Origin of the sequence: Dongia sp. (assembly GCF_041905885.1) — a bacterium.
In the GTDB taxonomy this organism is placed as follows: Bacteria; Pseudomonadota; Alphaproteobacteria; order Dongiales; family Dongiaceae; genus Dongia.
In genome coordinates this window covers 82,275-105,453 of record NZ_JAYRKD010000014.1, presented here as the reverse complement: position 1 = coordinate 105,453, position 23,179 = coordinate 82,275, and the positions used below count along the sequence as shown (strand labels likewise).

Genomic DNA, 23,179 nt, shown 5'->3' with positions numbered 1-23,179 from the left:
TAGCGATTCCGTCCGGGTCCTGTCCGGGTTGCGCCGTCCGTCTGCGTAGATCGGAAACACGTATTCTGTCCGGGTCGGGTCCGGGTTGTGCCGTCCGTCTTCACAGATCGGAAACGCGTTTCTGTCTGCGTCCGGTCTGCGATGCAGTGCAGCACTGCCGCCGCTCTAAATTAAGGGGACATAATAATAAATTAAGGGGACATAATACATAATTGAGCATCCGTCCAGGCGAGTTTACATTCTCGACATGGCGCGCTTGGCGAGAGTAGTGGCGGCTGGGTTGCCGCATCATGTGACGCAGCGGGGCAATCGGCGGCAGCCGGTGTTCTTCGGCGACGACGACTACGAAACTTACCGCGCGCTGCTGGCGGATGGTTGCCGGGAGGCGGGTGTCGCGATTTGGGCCTACTGCCTGATGCCCAACCATGTCCACTTGATCCTGGTGCCGCGCGACGCCGATGGGTTGCGCGCCGCCCTGGGCGAAACGCATCGGCGTTACACGCGCCACGTCAATTTCCGCGAGGGCTGGCGCGGCTATCTGTGGCAGGGGCGGTTCGCCTCGTTTCCGATGGATGAGCCCTATCTGCTCGCCTGCGCCCGTTATATCGAGCTCAACCCGGTCCGCGCGAAGCTCGCGCGTCGCGCCCGTGATTGGCGTTGGTCGAGCGCCCGGGCGCATCTCAACGGCCATGACGACGGCCTGGTCGCGGCGCAGCCGCTGCTCGATCTCGCGCCGGATTGGCCGGCACACCTCGCCGAAGGACTGAGCGCCGCGGATCACGCGGCGATCCAGGCCAGCGAACGCACCGGGCGACCGCTCGGCGCGCCGCGTTTCATCGCCAGGCTGGAGAAGCGCTTGGGCCGGCCGCTCGCCCGCGCCAAGCCCGGCCCCAAGCCGAAGGCCGAGGAAGTGGTGCGGAGATAAGTATAGTGTCCCCGGAATCCTGCGAGAACTGTTCGGGAAGGGTCCTGCGGGAGCAAAGGCTCTGCTGGATAAACTGGCCCAGGGAAGCGTCAAGCTACCTCCGGGCGTAACGGAATCAACATTGAGAGAGTATGCACGTGTGGCGGAGAGCGTAATCTCTGCAGGGAAAGACAAGATTGGTGCGCAAGCCCTGCGTCTCGAAGCTATTAGGCGAATGTTAGGACAATAGCGTGCGGCCGACTATCCATGAGCCCTAAAGAACTTGGAGCACATCTTCAAGCTGCCGGCGCTCTATTGGGCAAGCCAGCTAGTGCAGAAGAAATTTCCGTGTTCGAGTCTCAGTTCGGGTTTTCAATGACTGCTCGGTTTCGAGCCATATACGGATCATTTAATGGATTCAAGTTCCAGAACTCGAGTTCCGTTATCGACTTGTGGTCGCTTAAGGAAATTGCAGAAACGAGCCGCACTTTCATTTGCTCCGATAATCGCCGCTACATCGCGATTGGTGATTTCTTGATGGATTCTGACTTGATCATGGCAAATCTGGAGTTTGAAGGTACGCCAGTCTTTCTCCTCTTTGAGCAAATAAAGGTTGCAGAAAACGTGGATCAATTCCTCGAGCGACTCGTTTCGGGGGCGCTGGACCTTCCATCAAGTTTCTAAGGGGACGAGTGGAGTGGCCCCCAATACTGAGACACGGATAATGGGGACAGATCTCAGTCCAGCTTGACCCGCTTCGCCGCGACCTCGACCGGGGCGTGGGCCTTGCGGTGCGCCTTCTCGATGCAGAGGATCCAGAAGGTGCGGGCGGCGTGGTAGAGCGTCGTCGCCGCCTGCCAGGCGACGATCAGGAAGAAGGCCTCGCGGCCGAGACCGATCAGGTAGCCGACCGTGAACAGCGGCAGGCTGATGTTGCGCCGGGCGATGAAGCTGCGCACCAGGCCGTCCATGCGGGAATGGGTGTGGAAGGCGCGCTTGAAGATCTGTGGATAGATCTTCAGCACCAGCCGGTCGATCACATAGAGCACGAAGATCGCGATCGCGCCCTGGCCGAGCGGTGAGCCCCAGCCTTCGGTGGCGATACCGAGCCCATAAGCCCAGGAGAGATACCAGAGCGGCGGGTGGACCATGTCGAGGCCGTGGTCCAGGTAGTTGCCGCTGACGCTGTCGGTGAAGGTCAGGCGCGCGAGCTTGCCGTCGACCGAATCCAGCACGCTCATGCCGTAGGCCATGACGAAGCCGGTGATGAACCAGCCGTCGGCCCATAGCGGGATAGCGCCGAGGGCCAGGACGATGCCGACCGCGGTCACCCAGTTGGGATGGATGCGCCAGCGCGCCAGCGGACCGACCATGAGCCAGACCAGCGGCGGATAGACATAGCGGGTGAAGAGGTCGGTCGAGCCCTTGTAGTTCGACCAGAACAGGAAGCGCTCCAGCTTCGCGGCGCGCGCGGCATTGTCCACGGTGAAGAGATAGTAGGGCAGGGTGCGGCGCAGCCGGCGCACGAAGCCGTTGAATTCCTCGTCCTTGAAAGCCGGCACGCTGCCGGCATCCACCAGTTGGCGGCCGAGCGCGGCCGTGTCGGCCGGATTGGCGGCAAGCGCGGTCGCGACTGGGGCTTGATCGCCGGCGATGAACAGCACGGCCGCAGGGTCCTGCGCCTCTCGGCTCAGCACCACCGTTGATGACGTGCGGGGCGCAAGAGAGGCCGGCAGGCGGGAATCCGCCAGCGTCGCCGCGTCGAGCACGAGCAGGGGTTCCTTGCCGGCGGCCGCCAGCATCTGGCCGAGGCGCGCGGCATAGGCTTCGCCGCTGCGGCGCCATTCCAGGGGCAGGCGGTAAAGTCGCTTGTCGCCGAGCTTCGGCTCCGCCGCGCCTGCGGGTAGGTCAATGACGACACGCGCCGGCGCCGGCTTCATGAGGCGCAGGCCATGCAGGTGGCGTTCAAGCAGCGACAGGCCAAAGATAAGCGGGGCGGAATCCGCGGCGACCGCGTCAACCCAGACAATCATCGCTCAAGCCTGGTTGTCGGCGCGCTTGGCGGCGAGGGCGTCGCGGATCTTGGCGACCACCATGTCGCGCTCTTCCTTCGGCAGGCGGCGCGCGTTCCAGCTGCGCTCGCGCACCATGTCCTCGACCCGGCCGAGGGGGCGGGCGAGGCCGGCCTGGTAGAGGCGGCGCTCGAAGGCATCGACGCTGCGGCGCGGCCTCGAGAGTCCGAACCGGGTCATCGCGTCGTAGATGCGATCGGTGAAATCGGCCTTCAGTCCGGCGATGCGGCGGTCGTTGCGGCGGCTTCGGAAATAGAAGCGGATGGTCTGCGCCAGCCCCATGTTGCGGCGCTTCTCGCGGCGGGGCACCTGGAAGACATAGAGCGGCTTCATCATGTCCACCGCCTCGGCGATCATCGAGATGCTGTCATTGGTGACGATGAAGTCGTCGGCCAGGCGCAGGAAGGCCTGGTAGGGGTTGGGCGCATGCCGCGACCAGCGGTGCAGGAAATGCGCCTGCCCGATCTCGTTCTCGAACAGGTCGGCGACATCCATGGTGGTGCGCGGGCTGGTGGTCACCAGCAGCGATCCTTTGGCGGCGGCGACATGCGCCTTGGCCCGGGCCAGCAGGTCGCCGCCGATCTCGCGGTCGAAACGCAGCTGCGAGGTCGGGCCGCCGACGAAGACCGCGGTCCAGGGCCGCGGCAGGTGGCGGAGCTGCGGCTCCCATTCCTTGGCGACCTTATCCAGCGCCGCATCGTCATGCATGATGATGGGCAGGGTCAGCGTGGTCACGTTCGGCGCCGGGGGCAGGCCGTATTGCGGCGTGGTCACGATCAGGTCGAAATGGTGATAGGCGACGCGCGGTCGCCCGAGATGGACGACCAGCACCTGCTCGCCGGCCTGCTCCTTGAGCCAACGCGAGACCGGGGCGAGGCGGCGGCCGACCGCGACGATGACGTCGGGCCAGGGGCCGCTCAGGGAATCGCTCAAGCCGACATCGACGCCGATCAGGGTCGCGCCGCGCTTGTTGAAGGGGACCTCGCAGGTCGGGTCGAAGCGGATCTGCTTGACCGTGCAGGCCCAGCCGAGATCCAGGGTCAGGGCCCGGCCGAGCGCCAAGACCTGGGCGTTGTCGCCCGCCCGCTCGCCCAGCAGCAGCCAGACCCGCGGGGCGTCCGGGGCCGGTTCCTCGGCGGTGTTAACCACCCGCAGATGGCGTCTGGGCGACTCGCTCATTTCTTAATGACTCTTGTGTGAATAGCGCGGGAACCTATCAGAGGCCTCATCCAGCGCCAAGTGACCTCAAGGTCCGATATCCGGCCGCTGTGCGCCCGTTCACAAGCCGGCGGATTTCGGGACCGCGGCCCCGGCCAACGGCTTTATACTCACCGCCCTAGATTTGCCGCGGTCATCGGCGAACCTGAAGACCGACTGCCGCGACAATGACTCGACCGATTGCAGTCACCGCATATAAGCACCCGGGGTTCGACTTCCATGAAATGCCTCCAGCGCGTCCTGCTCGCCGCCATCGTCCTGATGTCCGGCGCGATGGCTTTTGGCCTGGGCGCTTCCGCCGCCGATCTCGCCGAGATTGAAAAGAGCGCCCAGGCCTATCGCGACGGGATCATCCAGTCCGCCGCCGGCCTCGATCCCCAGCTGATCGACACCAGCACCGCCCAGTCCGCCGAAGCGGAGCAAGCCGGGCGCTTCGGCGAGGCCGCCGCCAAGCTGAAGCAGGCGATCGGCCTGGGTCGCGAGAGTGGCGCCCTGTGGTGGAAGCTCTCGGAGCTGGAGGAGAAGGCGGGCGCCCTGGACGATGCCGCCAGCGCCGCCTTTCTCGGTGCGCAGTCGGCCTATGGCGAGCAGCGCGGCAAGGCGCTGCTCCGGGTCGGGCAGCTGCTGGACAAGGCCAACCGGGTGGATCTGGCGATCGTCGCCTATACCCAGGGCCTGCGCGACACCTGGGATTCCGATGCCAGCGGGCGCCTGGATCAGCTCCGCAATTCACTGGCTTTCCATCCGGTGAACAGCCGGCTGGAAATGGCCGGCGAGACACCGCGCGCCTGCATCGAATTCCAGGGGATGCTGCAGGAGCCGGAGCGGATCCACTACCAGGACTACGTGAAGCTCGAGCCGCAGGTCGATGCCAGCTTCGCACTGTCCGATGGCGGCGTGACACTCTGCGTGGCCGGCCTCGCCTATGGCACCGACTACCGGGTGAAGCTGCTGCCGGGCCTGCCCTCGGCCGAAGGCGAGGCCCTGGCCCAGGGCGAGGAGCTCAGCTTCACCGTCGGCGACCGCGAGCCCAGCATCGGCTTCCGCGAGAGCGCCTATGTCCTGCCGAAGGTCGGCAGCACCGGCGTGCCGGTGATCACCGTGAACACCACGGAGGTCGCGCTGCGCCTGATGCGCATCAACGACCGCAAGCTCACCGACCAGATCGTCAACCAGCACTTCCTGATCGAGCTCTCGGGCTATGACGCCGAGGATGTGGCCGAGCGCGACGGCGAGCTGATCTGGAAGGGCTCGATGACGGTCGAGAACCAGCGCAACAAGCGCGTGGTCACCGCCTTCCCGATCCAGGACGTGGTGAAGGAGACCAAGCCCGGCGTCTATGTGCTGATGGCCCAGCCCTACACGCCCGGCGCGGAGGAGGAATTCCGCTGGCAGGCTTCCGCGACCCAGTGGCTGGTCGTGTCGGATCTCGGCCTCACCACCTTCTCCGGCAGCGACGGCCTGACGGTTTCCGTGCACTCGCTGGAGAACGGCACGCCGCTCAACCGCGTCGAGCTGCGCCTCATCGCCCGCAACAACGAGGTGTTGGCGACCGCGATGAGCGACCGCTCCGGTCTCGCCAAGTTCGATCCCGGCCTGCTGCGCGGCGCCGGCGGCCGGACCGCGACGGCGGTCATGGCCTTCCGCAAGGACGGCGATTTCAGCTTCCTCGATCTGACCCGCGGCGGCTTCGATCTCTCCGACCGCGGCGTCGGCGGGCGATCGATGCCGGGCTACTTCGATCTCTTCTTCTACAGCGACCGCGGTGTCTACCGCCCGGGCGAAACCGTGCATCTCACCGGCCTGTTGCGCGACCAGGGCGCCAAGGCGATCACCGGCGAGAAGATCACCCTGAAGCTGCTGCGCCCCGACGGGGTCGAGAGCACGCGTTTCGACAACCTGCGCGATGAAGGCGGCGGCTATCAGGTCGATCTGCCGATCGCGGCGACCGCCCGCACCGGCAGCTGGACCGTCGAGGCCTATGTCGATCCCGAAGGCGAGCCGATCGCCGACATGAGCTTCCTGGTCGAGGACGTGGTGCCGGCCCGGATCGAGACCGAGGTGAAGTCGTCGGTGACCGCGCTTGCGCCGGACACCGAAGCCACGGTCGACGTGAAGGCGAAGTTCCTCTACGGCGCGCCGGCGGCCGACCTGCCGGTCAAGGCCGATCTCACCATCGCCCGGGATGCCGATCCCTTCCCAGATCTGAAGGGCTATCGCTTCGGCCTCGCCGACGAGGACGTGGAGCCGACGCGCAACCCGCTGGACGACAGCAAGACCGACGCTCAGGGCGCCGCGACCCTGCCGCTGTCGCTCGGCGATCTCCCGGATACCGCGCAGCCCCTGGCCGCGACCCTCCGGGTCGAGGTCTATGAGTTCGGCGGCCGGCCGGTGATCAAGTCGCAGAAGATTGCGATCCGCAACCGGCCCTACAGCATCGGCATCAAGCCGGTGTTCGAGGGTGATGAGGCGCCCTCGGGTGCTTCGGTCGATTTCGAGGTGATCGCCGTCGATGCCGAAGGCAAGCCGATCGACCGCGCGGGGCTGGCCTATCGCTTCGTCCAGGAGGAGTGGGACTACCAGTGGTTCTACGCCAACAACGCCTGGGACTATGACGTGGTGGTGCGCGACAAGAGTGTCGCCAACGGCAACCTGAACGCCACCGGCGCGGCGCCGGCCAAACTCTCGCTCAATGTCGACTGGGGCCATTACCGGCTCGAGGTCTATGACGCGGCCAGCGGCACCGCGAGCTCGGTACGCTTCTATGCCGGCTGGTGGGCAAAGCCCGGCACCGCGACCACGCCCGATCGGATGCAGGTCGTCGCCGACAAGCCGCTCTACCAGGTCGGCGACCAGGCGGAGATACGCCTGGAGGCGCCCTTCGTCGGCCAGGCGCTGGTGACGATCGCGACCGACCGCGTGCTGGAGAGCCGGTTGGTCGATGTGCCGGCCGGCGGCAGCAGCATCAAGGTGAAGGTCGATGCCGCCTGGGGCGCCGGCGCTTACGTGCTGGTCAGCGCGTTCCGGCCCGGTGAAGCCGACCAACATGGCCCGGGCCGCGCCATTGGCACGGCCTGGCTGGCGATCGATCCGAAGCCGCGCCAGCTCGAGGTCGCGATGACCGTGCCGGACAAGGTGCTGCCGCGGCAGAGCGTCAGCATTCCGGTCAGTGTCGCCAACCTCTCGGGCGGCGCCGCCTATCTCACCGTCGCCGCGGTCGATGAGGGCATTCTGCAGCTCACCGATTTCGAGACGCCGGACCCGGTCGATCACTACTTCGGCAAGCGGCGGCTCGGGCTCGAGATACGCGATCTCTACGGCCAGCTGATCGACGGCAAGGAAGGCAAGCGCGGGGAGATTCGCGAAGGCGGCGACGAGGACGGCCTGGGCAACCGCGGCGCGCCGCCGGAGCTGAAGCTGGTCGCGCTGTTCTCCGGCCTGGTGAAGCTCGACGATGCCGGCAAGGCGGCGATCAAGTTCGACATTCCCGACTATAACGGCCGCCTGCGTCTGATGGCGGTGGCCTGGGACGGCGCCAATGTCGGCTCCGCCGAGGCCGGGCTGGTGGTGCGCGATCCTGTCGTGGTGCTGAGCTCGACGCCGCGCTTCCTGGCCCCGGGCGACCAGAGCGCCTTCTCGGTCTCGATCCAGAACCTGGATGCGGCCGCCGGCAGCTATCACGTCGTGCTGGAGGCCACCGATGCGGTGCAGCTCGGCGACGGCGCGGTGTTCGACGCCGAGCTCAAGCTCGGCGATACCGTCCGGAAGGCGATCCCGCTGCTGGGCAAGTCGCTCGGCACCGGCAAGGTCACGATGACCGTCACCGGCCCCGGCGGCTTCAACCTGAGCCATGACATCACCGTGCCGGTACGGCCGGCGCAGACGCCGATGTCGCAGACCCTGTCGCGGGTGCTGCAGCCGGGCGAGAGCTTCACCCTGTCGAAGTCCGCGCTGACCCGGTTCCTTCCGGAGACGGCGGCGCTGCAGGCCAGCATGAGCGCGCGGCCCAATCTCGACGTGCCGCGCGTGCTCTCGGATCTCTCGCACTACCCCTATGGCTGCCTGGAGCAAACCACCAGCATCGCCTTCCCGCTGCTTTATGTGAAGGAGCTGGCGGCGACCTGGGGTGTCGATGATGCGAGCGTCGCCGGCGACAAGGAGCGGATCCAGGACGCGGTCAACCGCGCGCTGGAGCATGAGGGCAGCAACGGCCAGTTCGGCCTGTGGAGCGCGTCCGATACGCCCGACCGCTGGCTCTCGGCCTATGCGATGGACTTCCTGACCGAGGCCAAGGCGAAGGGCTATCAGGTCTCGGAGCTCGGCTATCGCAACGGCATCAAGGGCCTGCAGCTTATCATGGGCGGTTATTACCAGGAGGATCCGGAGACCCTGAACGCCCGCGCTTATGCGCTCTACGTGCTGGCCAAGGCCAAGGCGACCAACCTGAGCGATCTGCGCTACTTCAACGACACCTATCTCAATCGCCTGCCGACCCCAATCGCGGCGGCGCAGATCGGTGCCGCCTTGGCGATGACCGGCGACATGGAACGCGCCGGCAAGGCCTTTGCAAAAGCCAAGACCGATGCCGAGCGCGCGCTCCGCGGCTATTGGGACTACAGCTCCGAATGGTATGGCTCGGGGCTGCGCGACAGCGCCGCGATCATCGCCCTGATGGTCGAGGTGAAAGCGCCCGGCGCCGATCTCGCATCGCTGCTCGACCGCCTCGCAAGCGAGATGAGCACGCGGAGCTACTTGAGCACCCAGGAGCAGGCCTGGATCCTGCGCGCCGCTTATGCGACTTCCAAGGACCAGGCGCATCTGAAAGTCGCGTTGAGCAACGGCCAGGGCGCCGATCGCGACACGCCCTATCTCTGGAAGGCGGGGCTCGGCGATCTCGACCAGGACGTCGCGATCAAGAACGAGGGCGACCAGGTGGTCTATCTCCGCGCGACGGCGAGCGGCGTTCCCGTTGAATCGCAGCCCGCGGTGTCGCACGGCGCCGAGGTCGACCGGCAGTTCTTCACCCTCGACGGCAAGCCGGTCGATATCACCAAGCTCAAGCAGAACGACATCGTGGTGGCGGTAATCACCGGCCAGTTCAACGACCAGGCCAATCACCGGGCGATGGTGATCGACCTGCTGCCGGCGGGCCTGGAGATCGAGAACGAGCGGCTCAACAACAACCGCCGCACCGGCGATCTCGCCTGGCTGCCGGAGCTGTCCGGCGGCACTTTCGGCGAGAGCAGCTATGTCGAGTACCGCGACGACCGCTTCATCGCCGCCTTCGACACCCGCCCGGACCAGCAGGGCTTCACCTTCGCCTATATGCTGCGGGCGGTGACGCCGGGCCAATACAAGGCCCCGGCGGTCGAGCTCGAGGACATGTACAAACCCGAACTCCGCGCCCGCGGCCCGATGGGCACGGCCAGCGTGGCGGCGTATCAATGAGACGGCTCCGCCGCATCGCGCTCGCGGCGGCGGCGCTGCTGGTCGCGGCGCTTTGCGGCGGCTTCGCGCTCGATCGGGTCTATCCGCCCGATCTCGCGCGGCTGGGTTCGCACTCGGTGATGGTGCTGGCGCAGGACGGGCAGATCCTGCGCGCCTTCTCCGCGGCAGGCGGGGCCTGGCGCTTCCCCGCCAAGCCCGAGGAGGTCGATCCGAAGTTCCTGCGCTTCCTGGTCGCCTATGAGGACCAGCGCTTCTATCTCCATCCCGGCGTCGATCCCCTGGCCGTGGCGCGCGCGGCGGTGCAGGCGATCGCGGCGGGCGAGATCGTCTCCGGCGCTTCCACGCTCAGCATGCAGACCGCGCGCCTGCTGGAGCCGCGGCCGCGGGTCCTCGCCTCGAAGCTGATCGAGATGGGCCGCGCGGTGCAGCTCGAGGCGCGGCTCGGCAAGCCGGAGATTCTGGGCATCTATCTGACCTTGGCGCCCTATGGCGGCAATCTCGAAGGCGTGCGGGCGGCGAGCCTGGCCTATTTCGGCAAGGAGCCGGCGCATCTGACCGAGGCGCAGGCCGCGCTGCTGGTCGCCTTGCCGCAGTCGCCGGAGACCTTGCGGCCCGATCGCTTCCCGGCAGCCGCCAAGGCGGCGCGGGACAAGGTGCTGGCGCGGATGCTGGCCGCCGGCGTGCTCGACGAGGCGATCTATAGCAGCGCCCTTGCCGAGCCCGCGCCGAGCAGGCGATTGCCGGCGCTGAACGAGGCGCCGCATCTCGCCTTGCGGCTGCGGCTGCAGTCGCCCGGCGATCTCATGATCAAGACCAACATCGATGCCGACCTGCAGCGCCGGATCGAGGTGATGACGGCGCGGGTGCAGGCGACCCTGGAGCCGGGTGCGGGTGTCGCCGCGCTGGTGGTCGACAATGCCGAGCGGCGGGTGGTCGCCTATCTCGGCTCGGCGGATTTCTTCGACGACCGGCGCTTCGGGCAGAACGACATGGTCGATGCGATCCGCTCACCGGGCTCGGCGCTGAAGCCCTTCATCTACGGCATGGCCTTCGAGGATCTGATCGTGCATCCCGAGACCGTGGTGAAGGATGTGCCGATGCGCTTCGGCGACTACGCGCCGTCGAACTTCGACCATCTCTATCGCGGCGAGGTGACGGCGCGGGAAGCCTTGCAGCTGTCGCTCAACCTGCCGGCAGTCGCCTTGCTGGACCGGGTCGGGCCGGCGCGCTTCGCGCAGCGGCTGCGCGATGCCGGCGCTGCGCTGATCCTGCCCGACAAGCATGCGCAGCCGGGTCTGCCGATCGCGCTCGGCGGCGTCGGCACCAGCCTGGAGCGGATGGTGACGCTCTACGCCGCCTTGGCCGAGGGCGGGATCGCACGGCCGCTGCTCTATCGCGCCGATGAGAAGATCGGCGAGGGGCATCAACTGATGTCGCCGCTCGCCGCCTGGTATGTGACCCGGATCCTGGACGAGACACCGCCGCCCGAGCGCTGGCTCGCCGCCACCAACCGCCGCAACGCCAGCACGGTCGCCTACAAGACCGGCACCTCCTACGGCTTCCGCGATGCCTGGGCGGTCGGGGTCAACGCGCGCTATACGGTCGGCGTCTGGGTCGGGCGGCCGGACGGTGCCTTCTCGGCCGGGCGCATGGGCCGCGAGGCGGCGGCGCCGATCCTGTTCCAGGTCTTCGACCAGCTGCCGCATGGCGAGAGTGCGGCCTCGGTGCCGCCGGCGGGCGCCCTCATCGGCAGCACCAACGACCTGCCGGTCAATCTGCGCCGCTTCGATCCGCAGCCGGGCGCGGAGAGCGGGGCATCGCCGCAGACTCTGGCCGGCCCGGCGATCCAGAGCCCGGTCGATGGCGCGACCCTGGATCTCTCCAGCAGCAGCCTGGTGCTGACGGCACGGGGCGGGGCCTTGCCGCTGCGCTGGCTGGTCAACGGCAAGCCGATCGAGTCACCGCCGTTCCGGCGGCAGGCGGAATGGGATCCGGATGGCAAGGGCGCGGCCCGGGTTACGGTGATCGATGGATTGGGCCGCAGCGCCAGCGCCGAGGTCTGGCTGAAATAGAAACCCCGCCGGATCCGAGATCCGGCGGGGCTTTGTCTCAGCCGACGCGTACCGTCAGATCTGCTGCGGCAGCATCCGGCGCAGACCGGTGAGCAGGGCCACCGCGAGCAGCAGCTTCACGAAGTCGCCGAACAGGAACGGCATCAGGCCGTATTGCACGGCCTTGTCATAGCCGATCACCGCGCCGAGATAGCCGACACCGAGGGCAAAGCAGATCACCTCGGCGACCAGCAGCACCAGGAAGGCCGGGACCGGCCGGGCGGTGTAGCCGCGTTCAGCCATGTATCCAACGAAGCCGGCCATGATCACGAAGGCGGCGAGATAGCCGGAAGTCGTCGCGACCATCGGCAGGGTCTTGAACTCCGAGAGCAGCGGGAACTGCACGGCGAGGGCCAGCCAGGCGACCACCGTCGCGACGCCGAGGCGCCAGCCGCAGAGCGCGCCGACCATCAGGACGGCGAAGGTCTGCATGGTCATCGGCACCGGCCACATCGGGACCTGCACCCAGGAGGATGCGGTCAGGAAGGCGATGCCGAGCGCGAGCACGAGGGCCTTCAGGGCCAGCGGACGGCCGGCGAGACGCAGCGGCACATAGGCCTGGCCGGGGGCGACGGGGTTCTCGATGCTCATAGGTTCTTCTCCATAAGAAAGATGGCTCAAGCCTTTGTCCGTAATCCTTCGCGAGTCAAGTCGTCGAAGACTTCCTTGATGCCCTGTTTCAGGACCTCGACGGTCTCGTCGATCTGGGCCCGGGTGATCACCAGGGGCGGCGAAAGAATGATCAGGTGGCTCAACGGGCGCACCATCAGGCCCTTCGGGCGGCACTTCTCGAAGATGCGCCAGGCGACGTCCCATTGCACCGGCGGCGCCAGCTTCTGCTGCTTGTCGGCGGTGGTTTCGACGCAGACCATGAAATGGCTGCCGCGCACATCGCCGACGATGTCGAGCTCGAGGAGTTCCGCCATCCGCTTCTGGAAATAGGGGCCGTTCTCGCGCACCCGGCCGCAGATGTCCTCGCGCTCGATGATGTCGAGATTGGCGAGCCCCGCGGCACAGGCCACCGGATGCGCCGAATAGGTATAGCCGTTGGCGAAGAACTGGCCCTTGCCCGCGGTCTCGGTCAGTTCCGCAAACAGCCGATCGGAAACCAGCATCGCGCCCAGCGGCACGTAGCCGGAAGTGAGACCCTTGGCGCAGGTGATGATGTCGGGCTCGATGTCGAAGACCGGCTTGGAGGCGAAGACATGGCCGAGGCGGCCGAAGCCGGTGACGACTTCATCGGAGATGTAGAGCACGTCATACTTGCGGCAGATCTCCCAGGTCCGCTTCTGGTAGCCGGGCGGCGGCACGATCACGCCGCCGGATGCGAGCAGCGGCTCGGCGATGAAGCAGGCGACATTCTCCGGCCCGAGCTCGAGGATCTTCTTCTCGAGATCGGCGACCTTCTCGTCGCAGAACTGCTCGAGCGTCATGCCTTCCGGGCGACGATAGGGATTGGGCACCGGCAGGTGGTGGATGATGTCGGTGATCAGGTCCATGTTGCCGCGGTCGGCCGGCTTGCCGGAGACCGAGGCCGAGAGCAGCGAGCTGCCGTGATAGGCGAACTCGCGGGTGATGATGTGCTTCTTCTTTGGCTTGCCCAGGAAGTTGTTGCGGAAGGAGACGAAGCGCAACGCGGAATCGACGGCCGTCGAGCCGCCGGTGGTGAAGAAGACATGCTTCAGGTCGCCGGGTGCGTATTCCGCGAGGCGCGCCGCGAACTCGATCGAAGGCGGTGTCGCGATGATGCCGAAGGGCGAGAAATAGCAGAGCCGGCGCGCCTGCTCGGCGATCGCCTCGGCGATCTCGTTGCGGCCGTAGCCTACGTTCACGCACCACATGCCGCCGATGCCGTCGATCATGCGATGGCCCTTGGCGTCGGTCACCGTGGCGCCTTCGCCCTCGACCACGATCAGCGGCTCGCGCGTCTTGGTGAGACCGAGATCGACCCAGGGATGGATCATGTGATCGCGGTCTTTCTCGGCGAGCGCGTTGAAATCGAAACCGAAGTTGTGCGTGTCCATGATCGGCCTGCGGCGTGGATGCGATTGGAAGGGGCGCGGCTGCGTCCGCGCGCGCTGCTTCAGAGCGAAGCTAGCAGCCGCCCCATCACGCTGTCGAGCCTCACTCCGTGATGTGGTGCTGCTCGTTGTACTGCTTCACCATCTGCGAGGCCTTGGTGACTTCCTCCTGGGACATCGCGCCTACGATGTCGTTGAGGCCGGTTTCGATCTCCAGGCGGCTGGCCTTGCCGGTCTTGCCTTCCTTGGCGTTTGAAAGCGACTGCATGGCGATGGTGAGCCACTTGTAAGCCTGCACGACATCGCGGGTGACACCGGTGCCGCGGGTATAAGCGCGGCCCAGCTTGTACTGCGCATAAGGATCGCCTTGCTCGGCCGCCATCGCGTACCACTCGGCGGCCTTGCCGTAGTCCTGCTGCATCGGCTTGCTGCCGAACTCGTACATGCCGGCGACGTTGACCGCGACACCGGTGTCACCGGATTTCGCCAGCGGCTCCCAGATCGAGAGCGCCTTCTCGACATCGCCGGATGCCAAGGCTTCTTCGGCGAGTTCCTGCTGCGTCGCCGCGAGCGCCGGGGAGGGCGGTGTGACCGCGGCTTCCTGGGTCGGCGCCGGTGTCGTCGGCTCGGTCGCAGTCGGCTCGGTGACGGTCGGTTCCGTGGTCGCCTCGGCGGTCGCGGGCTCCGGGGTCGTCGGTTCGGCGGTTGCGGTTTCGGTGGGCGCGGGCTCTGGAACCGCAGGTTCGGCGGTCGTGGTCGCGGGTGCCGGTTCGGGCGTGCTCTCGGGCTCCGGTGCAGCTTCGGGTTCCGGCGTCGGGACGGGCTCGGGCGTCGCCGCAGCGGCAGCAGCTTCGGCGGCGGCTTTCTCTTCTTCAGCCTTCTTCGCTTTGTCTTCGACGCTGGCCGGTGTGGTTGACTTGGGCAGCGCCGGCTCGGTGGGTGCTTCCGCCGTGGTCGCTTCCGGCGTGGTTACTTCCGGCGGAACGTCAGACAGTGTCTCCGAAGCATCGGCCGCCGGCGCTTCGGCGGTGGCGGTTTCAGGCGTCGGCGCGGGTTCCGGTGCCGGGGTTGCTTCCGGGGCCGTAGCCTCGGCGGTTTGCGCGGGAGCGGATTCTTCGGGCTTCAGTTCGGGAATGATCGGCTCGGTGGTCGCAGGCGCCGCCGCTTCAGGCTCCGGTGTCGGCTCGACCGCAGGGGCGACCTCTGGCTCAACCGCAGGCTCAACCTCTGGCACCGCAGCGGGCTTGGTGGTCTTCGGCAGTTCGGTGACCGCAGCGGACGGCGCGCCGGCGATCGCCGCGGCTTCGGCATAGCTCTCCGCCGACTGCTTGGGCGTCGGCTGGTTGTCGCTGACATCCGGCGTCAATCCAGGATAGACGGCGGCGGGCGCCATCATCTGCGCCTCTTGGGCCTTCGCCACGCCGCAGCGGCGGTGCGCGACGCCCAGAACCGCGCGCGACGTGGTCGGCGGAATCTGGACGATGATCATGCTGTTCGCGCCGGTCTTCTGATAGACGAAGTCCTGGGTGATGCCATCGGGACCGACCGTCGACACCGTCACGCTGCCGGGTTCGACGCGGTAGGCGACCGGGAAGGTCGACTCGACCTTGCCCTGGGAATAGACCACCGCCTTGGCCTCTTCGAAGCTGACGCCGCCGCCCGGCGGACAGCCCTGGGTCGGGCCCTGCCACTCGCCCAGCAGCCAGTTCGGCAGCGGGGGCGGCGGGGGCGCGACGACGGCAGCCGTCTGCACCGGCAGTGTCGCGGGCGCCATGGGTTCGGCTGTGGCCGTCGCCTCGGTGCTCGCGGGCTCGGTTGTCGGCGCCGGCGTGGCTTCGGTCGCCGCAGCGGGCTCGGTCGTCGCCGGCAAGGTCTCGGCTTCCGGCTGTGGCTCGGTCGCGGCGACTTCGGTGCTCGCCGCCGGTGTGGTCGAGGCGGGCGTCGTGGTCGCGGGCAGCGTCGTCGCTTCAGCTGCCGGCGGTGTCGTCTCCATTGCGGGCGGCGCGGATTCCGCGACCATTGCTTCGGCCGCTGGTGGCGTGGTCGCCGCGGTGCTGGGCTCTGCCGATGGCTCCGGGGCGGGTGCGAGTTGCAGCGGCTCGGTCTTGGTCGTCATCGCCTCGGTGGTCGACGAGGCCGGCGTCATCGGATCTGAACTCGCTATGGCCGGCGCAGGCGTCGCTGTCGCCGTCATCTCGGCGGGAGCCGGCGTCGGCGTCGCCTTCTTGCTCTTGTTGGATTCCGGCTGCGCCGCGGTCGATTTCGGCAGGCCGCTTTCATTGGTCGCGACCACCGGTGTCGGGGCCGGCGCCACAGCGGCAACCTCCGGCGTCGGCGTCGGCGTCGGCTCTGCGGTCGAAGCCGATGGCTCCGCGAGCGGCGTTTCAGTGGTCGTCGCTTCGGCTGAAACCGGCGCGCTGTCGGTCGTCGGTGCGGTTGTGACCGCGGGCGGAACTTCAGGCGCCGCCTCGAACACGCCGGAGGGCGGCGGTGCGCCGGCCTCGGTCGATGCTGCACCCGCATCGGCGGTCGCACTCGGTTGCGGCGTTTCCGGCTGTTGCGGCTGGACCGCGGATTGCGCCGGCGTCTCTGAGGGAAAACTCGTGGCGGATCCGGAAGCGGCCGGCGCCGGAGGTACCGCGCGGGTGAGGGCTTCGAGACGCTTGGCCGCCTGCGCGTCGCCGGCATCGGCGGCCTTCTGCAGCCAGAAGCGGGCCTGGTCGTCGTCGCGCGGCACGCCGTTGCCGTTGGCATAGAGCGTGCCGAGATTGCGCATCGCCAGCGGGAAATCCTGCTTGGCGGCCTTTTCGTACCAATAGGCCGCCTTCACATCGTCCTGGGGAACGCCGAGTCCGTGGTCGTAAAGGGCGCCCAATGCGTTCTGGGCGGTGGCGTCGCCTTCCTGGGCCAGGGGTTGCCAGGCCTCGTAGGCACCGCGGTAGTCGCCCGCCTGATAGGCGTCCACACCCTGTTGGTAGTCGGCCTCAGCAGGCGCAATGCCGAGTCGGATTGCCCCGACCATGGCGGTCAGCAATAATGCCGACGCGCACACCAGCTTGCGCAAGTTTCTCCCCGAACCCATAAGACTTCCCTGCGACGAACTCTTAGTATTCCTGGCGGGGATTTGACCACCGAAGGGCCTATGCGCAAAGCGATTCTTGCATTTGTTCTCGCAGTTTGCGGGACGGCGGGGCTAGGAACGCCGGTCACCTGTGCACAAGCTGACGGGACCAAGCCGGCCGGCCTGGTGGTCGATGCCGAGACCGGCCAGATTCTGGTCGCCAACCGGGCCAACGCGGCCTGGTATCCGGCTTCCTTAACGAAATTGATGACCGCCTTCGTCGTGTTCGACGAGGTCAAGGCGGGCCGGCTGTCGATGGATACGCAAATCACCGTGTCCGCCGAAGCCGCCGGCCAGCCGCCCACCAAGTTCGGGCTGAAAAAGGGCCAGAAACTGACCGTGAAGCAGGCGCTTTCGGCGATGCTGGTCACCTCGGCGAATGACGCGGCGGTGGCCCTGGCCGAGCAGGTCGGCGGCAGCGAGTCCGGCTTCGTCGGCCGCATGAATGCCGCCGCGCAGAAGCTCGGCATGATCGGCACCCGCTACCAGAACGCGACCGGCCTGCCCAATGACGGACAGATCACCACCGCGCGCGACATGGCGGTGCTGGCGCTGCATGTGATCCATGATTTCCCCGACCGCTATGCTCTGTTCGGCGATCGCCAGGCGACGGTCGGGAGCCGCACCTTGCCGACGGTCAACGCGCTGCTCACCGGCTATCCAGGTGCGGACGGCATGAAGACCGGCTTCACCTGCGGCTCCGGCTACAACGTGATCGGCTCGGCGCTGCGCGACGATCGCCGGCTGGTGGCGGTGCTGCTCGGCGCCCATGATCGCAATGACCGCGCCGCGAAGATCAAGAAGCTGCTCGACAGCGGCTTCGCCGGCGGCGAAACGGTGCCGTCCACCTTCTCCAATATCGCGATGATCCCGGCGGCGCTGGATACCGGCACGCCGCCGGTCGTGCTCAACGGCTCGGAATGCGCCGCGACGGATTCGGTCGACAGCGACGGCAATGCGACGCCGAGCCGGCTCCCGGGCTGGGGCATCATTTTCGGCGCCTTCCCGGACCAGAAAAAGGCCCAGCAGACCATCGCCGACATGAAGCAGAGGATGAAGGGCGACCTCAAAGGCCGGCCTACCATCGTGCTGCGCCAAGTCGAAGGGTCGAAGAAGTATGCGGCCTTGCTGGTGGGGTTGAGCGGGGATGATGCGGGGAAGACCTGCCGCATGGTCTGGCATCGCGGCCAGTATTGCCTCGCCCTCAACCCGGTGGTGCTCAACGACCCCAAGGCGCTCTGGCGATAGGGCCGAAGGTCACACTGGCGCCGGGCCAGCCGAATGCCTAACTATCCAGTGGTGAGCATCGGGACCTGAACCATGCTGCGCGTTCTGACCGCAGTCCTGCTGATTTCCCTGGCTGCTTGCGCCGCGCCGGCGCCGCCGCGGCCCGCCATGGTCGCACTGGGGACCAGCGGCGATTTCGGATATTCCTCGAAGGATCTCGGGCCCGATCGGGTGGAAGTGACCTATCGTGGCGACGCGGTGCTGGTTGACGTGTCAAATCCGCGTGAGGATGTCCGCACCAAGATGGAGCTCGACAAGGCCCACGACCTCGCGCTGTGGCGCGCGGCGCAGATCGCGCAGGAGCGCGGGCAGGCGGCCTTCAAGATCGACAACGAGCGGCGCAACAGCGACATCGAGGTGCAGCGGCGCACCTACTATCGCCCCAGCCCGTTCTACGACCCGTTCTGGGATCCCTACGACGATCCATTCTGGCCCGGCCGTCGACACCGAGCGTTCCTGTACGGCGGCTACGGCGGTCCGTTTCCCTACACCCAGCAGCAGGTGCGCAGCGCCACCGCCCGCGCCGAGATCACGCTGACGGTGACGTTCTACCCCGAGTACGATCCGAAGGCTGAGGACGTGTTGTCGACCGCGGACACGCTGGCGAAGCTGCAGGCGACCCGGGCCGGCGCGGTGTACTAGACCGGATCAGTCGGTCGTGCCGGTATCGGTTTCGTCGTTGCCGCTGCTGCCGCCATCTTCGTCGTCGCTGCCGTTCTTCTTTTTCTTCTTCGGGCTGACCGCCATGAGCTCGATCTCGGCGGCCTTGATCTGGTCGCCGTTCATGCCGGACTTGACGTCCTCGTAGAGATCGTTGGCGCGCTTCACGTCGCGGCCCTTGGCGGCGTCCTTCGCTTGCGCCGCCCAGACATAGGCCTCGATCTGGTTCTTGGCGACGCCGCGGCCTTTCCAGTAGAAGTCGGCGATCAGGATCTGCGCCTTGACGTAGCGCTGCTCGGCGGACTTCAGGACCAGCTCGGCGCCTTTGGTCGGATCGGCCGCAATGTCGTCGCCGAAAACCAGCCGGCGGCCAAGTTCGTACTGCGCTTCCGGCATGCCTTGATCCGAGGCCTTCTGCAGCCAGGCGAAGCCGTTCTCCTTGTTCGCGTCGATGCCGTCGCCGTCGAAATACATCTGCGCGAGATAGTATTGCGACTTGGCATGGCCGCCCTGGGCGGCGGCGGTGTACCAGCGCGCCGCCTGCTTCTTGTCGCGCGAGACGCCCCGGCCGTCATAGTAGAGGTTGGCGAGATTGTGCTGGGCGACGACGAAGCCGAGCTGGGCCGCCTTTTCGTACCATTCGGCCGCCTTGGCGAAGTCGCGCTTGGTGCCATAGCCGATCTCGTAGAGCTGGGCGATCTTGGTCATGGCATCGGGATCGCCCTGGTTAGCCTTGGCCTCCCAGGCCTGGAACGCCGCGCCGTAATCGCCCTGGTTGAAGGCGTCGGTGCCGGGATCGCTGTCGTCGTCCTGGGCGTAGACCGCCTGCGCACCGAGCAGCAGAGCCGCGGCGGAGAAGGCCGCGAGAATCAGACGCATACTTATCCTTTCGCGCGCTCAGCGCAGCATGTGGGTCCGCCCGGCAATGCCGGTGAAGTCGTCCACGCTGAGGCAACCGTTGATGTCATGACCGTCCTCAGATAGCGGAAACAACCCCCATTCGAAACTGTATTTTTGGCGCTTGTCCCAATCGACCAGGGAGAGGCCGAACACCGGCTGCCGCGTCTCCCAGACCCGCCGGTAGAGCGCCAGATTGACCGCGATGATCTTTGGATCCCACCCGGTCTCGTCCAGCCAGGTGTTGCTGAAGTCATGGCTCGCGAAGCGCGCCACCTCGGTGCCGACCAGACGGTAGCGGATGCGGGGCGCCGCGCCGGCCTCGCCGGCGTGGATCTCCACCAGGGAGAGATAGGGGAGCCAGGCCTGGAACTCGATCGGATCGATGTCGCGGCGGGTCAGAAACTCGCGCGTCCCGCGCACCGCGTTCCACTTGGCCTGGACCGCGGCGATCATGCCGGACTTGATCTCGGCGCGGTCCACGAAGCAGACCACGCCTTCCATCCACTCGTGCTCTGCCATCCCCGACGCGCCTGCCGCGAAGCTTAGACAGGAATTATTGGCTAAGTTGCGCCGGAATGACCAGTGATGTTTCATGACCGGGCCGCTGTGTGGCTCGGATTCGCGCGCCGGAGTCGGGCCGGGTTCAGGAGATGGAATGGGCAAGGTCTTCGCGCATGATCCACGTCGGCCCGGCGGTCCGCGGATGGGCTTCGGCGCTCGGCTGCGCAACTACTTCCTGGCCGGCATCCTGGCGACCGCGCCGGTCTGCCTGACGCTCTATATCGCCTGGCGCTTCATCACCTGGGTCGATGAAGGCGTGTTCTCGCTGCTGCCCCCGGAATACAACCCGGAGACCTACCTGCCGTTCAGCATACCGGGCATCGGTCTCATCATCGCGCTGGTCGGGATCACGCTGATCGGGGCGATCACCGCCGGACTGCTCGGGCGGTTGATGCGGCAGCTGCTGGAGGCGGTGGTCAACCGCCTGCCGATCGTGCGCACCATCTACAACCTGATCAAGCAGGTGACCGAGACCGCGCTCGCCAACCGGGCTCAGGCCTTTCGCGAATGCGCCCTGGTCGAGTACCCGCGCAAGGGCAGCTGGACGGTCGGCTTCATCACCGGCACCACGGCGAAGGAGTTCGAGGCGCTGACCGGCGAGGAGATGGTCAACGTCTTCGTGCCGACCACGCCGAACCCGACCTCGGGCTTTCTCATGTTCATCCCGCGGCATGAGGTGCATATCCTCAACATGTCGGTAGAAGACGGGATCAAGCTGGTGATCTCGCTGGGGCTGGTCCTGCCGCCGGTGCCGCAGGTGGAAGCGGATCAGCCGGAGCGCAACGTCCTCACCACGGAATCCCGCTCAAACAAGTAGAGCAGGACGCGGAGCGCGCGGCCGCGATCGCCGACCAGCTCGGGGTCCTGCTCGAGCGCGAGCTTGGCGTCGTCGCGGGCGACCGGGATCAAGTCGCCATGCGCGGCGAGATCGACCAGCCGGAAGTCCGGCAGGCCGCTCTGGCGGGTGCCGAGCACCTCGCCGCCGCCGCGCAGCTTCAGGTCCTCCTCAGCTATGCGGAAGCCGTCATCGGTATCGCGCATGATCTGCAGCCGCGACTTCGCGGTCTCGGTGAGCGGGCCCTGATAGAGCAAGAGGCAACTCGACTTGCCCTCGCCGCGGCCGACCCGGCCGCGCAGCTGATGCAGCTGCGCGAGGCCGAAGCGTTCGGCATGCTCGATCACCATGACCGTCGCTTCCGGCACGTCGACGCCGACTTCGACCACGATGGTTGCGACCAGGATGTCGATTCGGCCGGCGGCGAAATCGGCCATCGCCTGGTCGCGGTCCTGGGCCTTCTGCTTGCCGTGGGCGAGGCCGACGCGCTTGCCGAAGATCTCCGAGAGCGCGCGATGGCGGGCCGTGGCCGCGGCGAGATCGGATTTCTCGATGTCTTCGGATTCCTCGACCAGCGGGCAGATCCAGTAGACGCGCGCACCGCCGGCGATGGCGCGTTTCAAGGCGGGGATGATCTCCTCCTGGCGCTCGACGGGCAGCACGCGGGTGTCGATCGGCTGGCGGCCGATCGGCTTTTCGGTCAGGCGCGAGACATCGATGTCGCCGTAAGCGGTCAGCATCAAGGTGCGGGGGATCGGCGTCGCGGTCATGACCAGGAGATCGACGCCCTTGCCCTTTTCCGCGAGCGCGATGCGCTGCTGCACCCCGAAGCGATGCTGCTCGTCGATCACCGCGAGGCGCAGATCGGCGAAGGCGATGTCGGACTGCACCAGCGCATGGGTCCCGACGATCAGCTTCAGCGCGCCGTCGGCGAGGTCTTTCAGGATGGCGTCGCGGCTCTTGCCCTTCTCGCGGCCGGTCAGGAGCACGACGTTGATGCCCGCGGCAGCGCAGAGCGGGCGCAAGGTGGCGAGATGCTGCCGCGCGAGAATATCGGTCGGGGCGAGCAGTGCCGCCTGGCCGCCGGCCTCGACCGCGACCAGCATCGCCATGAGCGCGACCACGGTCTTGCCGCTGCCGACATCGCCCTGCAGCAAGCGGAGCATCCTATGGGAGCCCGCCATGTCGCCTTCGATCTCCGCCACCGCCATGGTCTGCGATCCGGTCAGGCGATAGGGCAGGGCCTTCAGCACCTTGTCGCGCAGCTTGCCGTTGCCGGTGCTGGGACGGCCGGGGAGGCGGCGGTTGTGCTGGCGGGTCAGCGCAAGGGCGAGCTGGTTCGCCAGCAACTCGTCATAGGCGAGGCGGGCGCGGGCCGGGGTCGCGGGATCGAGGTCGCCGTGGGTCTTGGGGTTGTGGACGGCGCGCACGGCGTCGTCCCAGTCCGGCCAGCCATGGCGCTTGACCAGATGCGCGTCGGCCCATTCGGCCGGATCGGGCAAGTCCTCCAAGGCCGCGCGCACGGCCTTCACCAAGACCTTGCCGGGCAGGCCGGCGGTCATCGGATAGACCGGCTCGAAGCGCGGAATCTCGTCGCGGCGGCTGACCGGGAGGATGTAGTCCGGATGCACCATGTTGGGCGTGCGTCCGTAGCGGTCGATCCGGCCGCTGACCACACGCAGTTCGCCGACGGGAAGGATCTTCTTCAGGTAGTCGGCCTGGGCCTTGAAGAAGACCAGGTCGAGATCGCCAGTGTCGTTGACGCAGGAGACGCGGTAGGGCTGGCGTGGGTTGTTGGGCGGGATGTGCGCCAGCGGCTTCACCACGGCGGTGATGATGCTGCCCTCGACCGCGTGCTCGAGGTCCGGCTCGGCGCTGCGGTCCACCAGGCTGGTCGGCAGGTGCCAGAGCAGCGAGACCACATGAGGGCCGCAGAGCTTCTCCAGCAGTTTCCCGAATCGCGGGCCGATTCCCGGGAGACTGGTCACCGCGGCGAACAGGGGAAACAGAATCTGCGGCCGCAAGGGCTTCTCCGGTGGCT

The 23,179-nt window shown here is 67.0% G+C and carries 15 protein-coding genes; 7 read left to right on the top strand and 8 right to left on the bottom strand.

Annotated elements, in window-relative coordinates:
- Positions 1-268: 268 nt before the first annotated feature.
- Both ACH2CY_RS15675 and ACH2CY_RS15670 read left to right on the top strand, forming a co-directional pair.
- A complete protein-coding gene (locus tag ACH2CY_RS15675; protein ID WP_395020239.1) occupies positions 269-925 on the top strand; it encodes a transposase in 657 nt (218 codons plus the stop codon).
- A 246-nt stretch (positions 926-1,171) separates the two neighbouring features.
- Positions 1,172-1,588 carry an SMI1/KNR4 family protein gene (locus ACH2CY_RS15670; RefSeq protein WP_395020238.1) on the top strand — a complete coding sequence of 139 codons (417 nt, stop codon included), beginning with the start codon at positions 1,172-1,174 and terminating at the stop codon, positions 1,586-1,588.
- 53 nt (positions 1,589-1,641) lie between these two features.
- Here ACH2CY_RS15670 and ACH2CY_RS15665 read toward each other — a convergent pair whose 3' ends face one another.
- Entirely contained in the window at positions 1,642-2,937 is a 1,296-nt protein-coding gene (locus ACH2CY_RS15665) for a CDP-alcohol phosphatidyltransferase family protein (RefSeq protein ID WP_395020237.1), read from the bottom strand.
- 3 nt (positions 2,938-2,940) lie between these two features.
- Positions 2,941-4,155 carry a mitochondrial fission ELM1 family protein gene (locus tag ACH2CY_RS15660; RefSeq protein WP_395020236.1) on the bottom strand — a complete coding sequence of 405 codons (1,215 nt, stop codon included), beginning with the start codon at positions 4,153-4,155 and terminating at the stop codon, positions 2,941-2,943.
- 258 nt (positions 4,156-4,413) lie between these two features.
- On the opposite strand from ACH2CY_RS15660, the gene ACH2CY_RS15655 reads away from it, so the two are divergent.
- Both ACH2CY_RS15655 and pbpC read left to right on the top strand, forming a co-directional pair.
- Positions 4,414-9,642, top strand: a complete 5,229-nt coding sequence (locus tag ACH2CY_RS15655; protein WP_395020235.1) for an MG2 domain-containing protein — start codon at positions 4,414-4,416, stop codon at positions 9,640-9,642.
- Complete coding sequence (pbpC, locus tag ACH2CY_RS15650; protein WP_395020234.1) at positions 9,639-11,714, top strand: penicillin-binding protein 1C; 2,076 nt, start codon at positions 9,639-9,641, stop codon at positions 11,712-11,714. The genes ACH2CY_RS15655 and pbpC overlap by 4 nt, the downstream gene beginning before the upstream one ends.
- Before the next feature lie 54 nt (positions 11,715-11,768).
- Here pbpC and ACH2CY_RS15645 read toward each other — a convergent pair whose 3' ends face one another.
- The 3 genes from ACH2CY_RS15645 to ACH2CY_RS15635 all read right to left on the bottom strand — a co-directional run bounded on the left by ACH2CY_RS15645 (position 11,769) and on the right by ACH2CY_RS15635 (position 16,838).
- On the bottom strand, positions 11,769-12,344 hold the full coding sequence (locus ACH2CY_RS15645) for a biotin transporter BioY (protein WP_395020233.1): 576 nt from the start codon (positions 12,342-12,344) through the stop codon (positions 11,769-11,771).
- Positions 12,345-12,370: 26 nt separating this feature from the next.
- Complete coding sequence (locus ACH2CY_RS15640; protein ID WP_395020232.1) at positions 12,371-13,777, bottom strand: aminotransferase; 1,407 nt, start codon at positions 13,775-13,777, stop codon at positions 12,371-12,373.
- Between the two features lie 100 nt (positions 13,778-13,877).
- Positions 13,878-16,838, bottom strand: a complete 2,961-nt coding sequence (locus tag ACH2CY_RS15635) for a hypothetical protein (RefSeq protein WP_395020231.1) — start codon at positions 16,836-16,838, stop codon at positions 13,878-13,880.
- 78 nt (positions 16,839-16,916) lie between these two features.
- Here ACH2CY_RS15635 and ACH2CY_RS15630 point away from each other — a divergent pair, with 78 nt between their 5' ends.
- On the top strand, positions 16,917-18,143 hold the full coding sequence (locus tag ACH2CY_RS15630) for a D-alanyl-D-alanine carboxypeptidase family protein (protein ID WP_395020230.1): 1,227 nt from the start codon (positions 16,917-16,919) through the stop codon (positions 18,141-18,143).
- Positions 18,144-18,215: 72 nt separating this feature from the next.
- Complete coding sequence (locus ACH2CY_RS15625) at positions 18,216-18,824, top strand: CC0125/CC1285 family lipoprotein (RefSeq protein WP_395020229.1); 609 nt, start codon at positions 18,216-18,218, stop codon at positions 18,822-18,824.
- 6 nt (positions 18,825-18,830) lie between these two features.
- Here the strand turns inward: ACH2CY_RS15625 and ACH2CY_RS15620 are convergent, their stop codons facing one another.
- Together ACH2CY_RS15620 and ACH2CY_RS15615 are read right to left on the bottom strand one after the other, a co-directional pair.
- The gene (locus tag ACH2CY_RS15620; RefSeq protein WP_395020228.1) at positions 18,831-19,721 is read right to left on the bottom strand and encodes a tetratricopeptide repeat protein; all 891 of its coding nucleotides are present in this window, start codon (positions 19,719-19,721) and stop codon (positions 18,831-18,833) included.
- A gap of 18 nt (positions 19,722-19,739) precedes the next feature.
- Positions 19,740-20,261, bottom strand: coding sequence for a PAS domain-containing protein (locus ACH2CY_RS15615; protein ID WP_395020227.1), 522 nt, complete (start codon positions 20,259-20,261; stop codon positions 19,740-19,742).
- Positions 20,262-20,397: 136 nt separating this feature from the next.
- Here ACH2CY_RS15615 and ACH2CY_RS15610 point away from each other — a divergent pair, with 136 nt between their 5' ends.
- Entirely contained in the window at positions 20,398-21,120 is a 723-nt protein-coding gene (locus tag ACH2CY_RS15610; protein WP_395020226.1) for a DUF502 domain-containing protein, read from the top strand.
- On the opposite strand, the gene recG is transcribed toward ACH2CY_RS15610, so the two are convergent.
- Positions 21,072-23,162: an ATP-dependent DNA helicase RecG gene (gene recG / locus ACH2CY_RS15605; protein ID WP_395020225.1), complete on the bottom strand. Its 2,091-nt coding sequence runs from the start codon at positions 23,160-23,162 to the stop codon at positions 21,072-21,074. The genes ACH2CY_RS15610 and recG overlap by 49 nt on opposite strands.
- Positions 23,163-23,179: the final 17 nt, after the last annotated feature.

Bases quoted from the DNA above. Each gene is read 5' to 3' on its own strand.
- ACH2CY_RS15615 (WP_395020227.1), bottom strand. From the start codon at position 20,261: ATGGCAGAGCACGAGTGGATGGAAGGCGTGGTCTGCTTCGTGGACCGC.
- ACH2CY_RS15625 (WP_395020229.1), top strand. From the start codon at position 18,216: ATGCTGCGCGTTCTGACCGCAGTCCTGCTGATTTCCCTGGCTGCTTGC.
- ACH2CY_RS15610 (WP_395020226.1), top strand. From the start codon at position 20,398: ATGGGCAAGGTCTTCGCGCATGATCCACGTCGGCCCGGCGGTCCGCGG.
- pbpC (WP_395020234.1), top strand. From the start codon at position 9,639: ATGAGACGGCTCCGCCGCATCGCGCTCGCGGCGGCGGCGCTGCTGGTC.
- ACH2CY_RS15640 (WP_395020232.1), bottom strand. From the start codon at position 13,777: ATGGACACGCACAACTTCGGTTTCGATTTCAACGCGCTCGCCGAGAAA.
- ACH2CY_RS15665 (WP_395020237.1), bottom strand. From the start codon at position 2,937: ATGATTGTCTGGGTTGACGCGGTCGCCGCGGATTCCGCCCCGCTTATC.
- ACH2CY_RS15670 (WP_395020238.1), top strand. From the start codon at position 1,172: ATGAGCCCTAAAGAACTTGGAGCACATCTTCAAGCTGCCGGCGCTCTA.
- ACH2CY_RS15655 (WP_395020235.1), top strand. From the start codon at position 4,414: ATGAAATGCCTCCAGCGCGTCCTGCTCGCCGCCATCGTCCTGATGTCC.
- ACH2CY_RS15645 (WP_395020233.1), bottom strand. From the start codon at position 12,344: ATGAGCATCGAGAACCCCGTCGCCCCCGGCCAGGCCTATGTGCCGCTG.
- ACH2CY_RS15630 (WP_395020230.1), top strand. From the start codon at position 16,917: ATGCGCAAAGCGATTCTTGCATTTGTTCTCGCAGTTTGCGGGACGGCG.
- ACH2CY_RS15620 (WP_395020228.1), bottom strand. From the start codon at position 19,721: ATGCGTCTGATTCTCGCGGCCTTCTCCGCCGCGGCTCTGCTGCTCGGT.
- ACH2CY_RS15660 (WP_395020236.1), bottom strand. From the start codon at position 4,155: ATGAGCGAGTCGCCCAGACGCCATCTGCGGGTGGTTAACACCGCCGAG.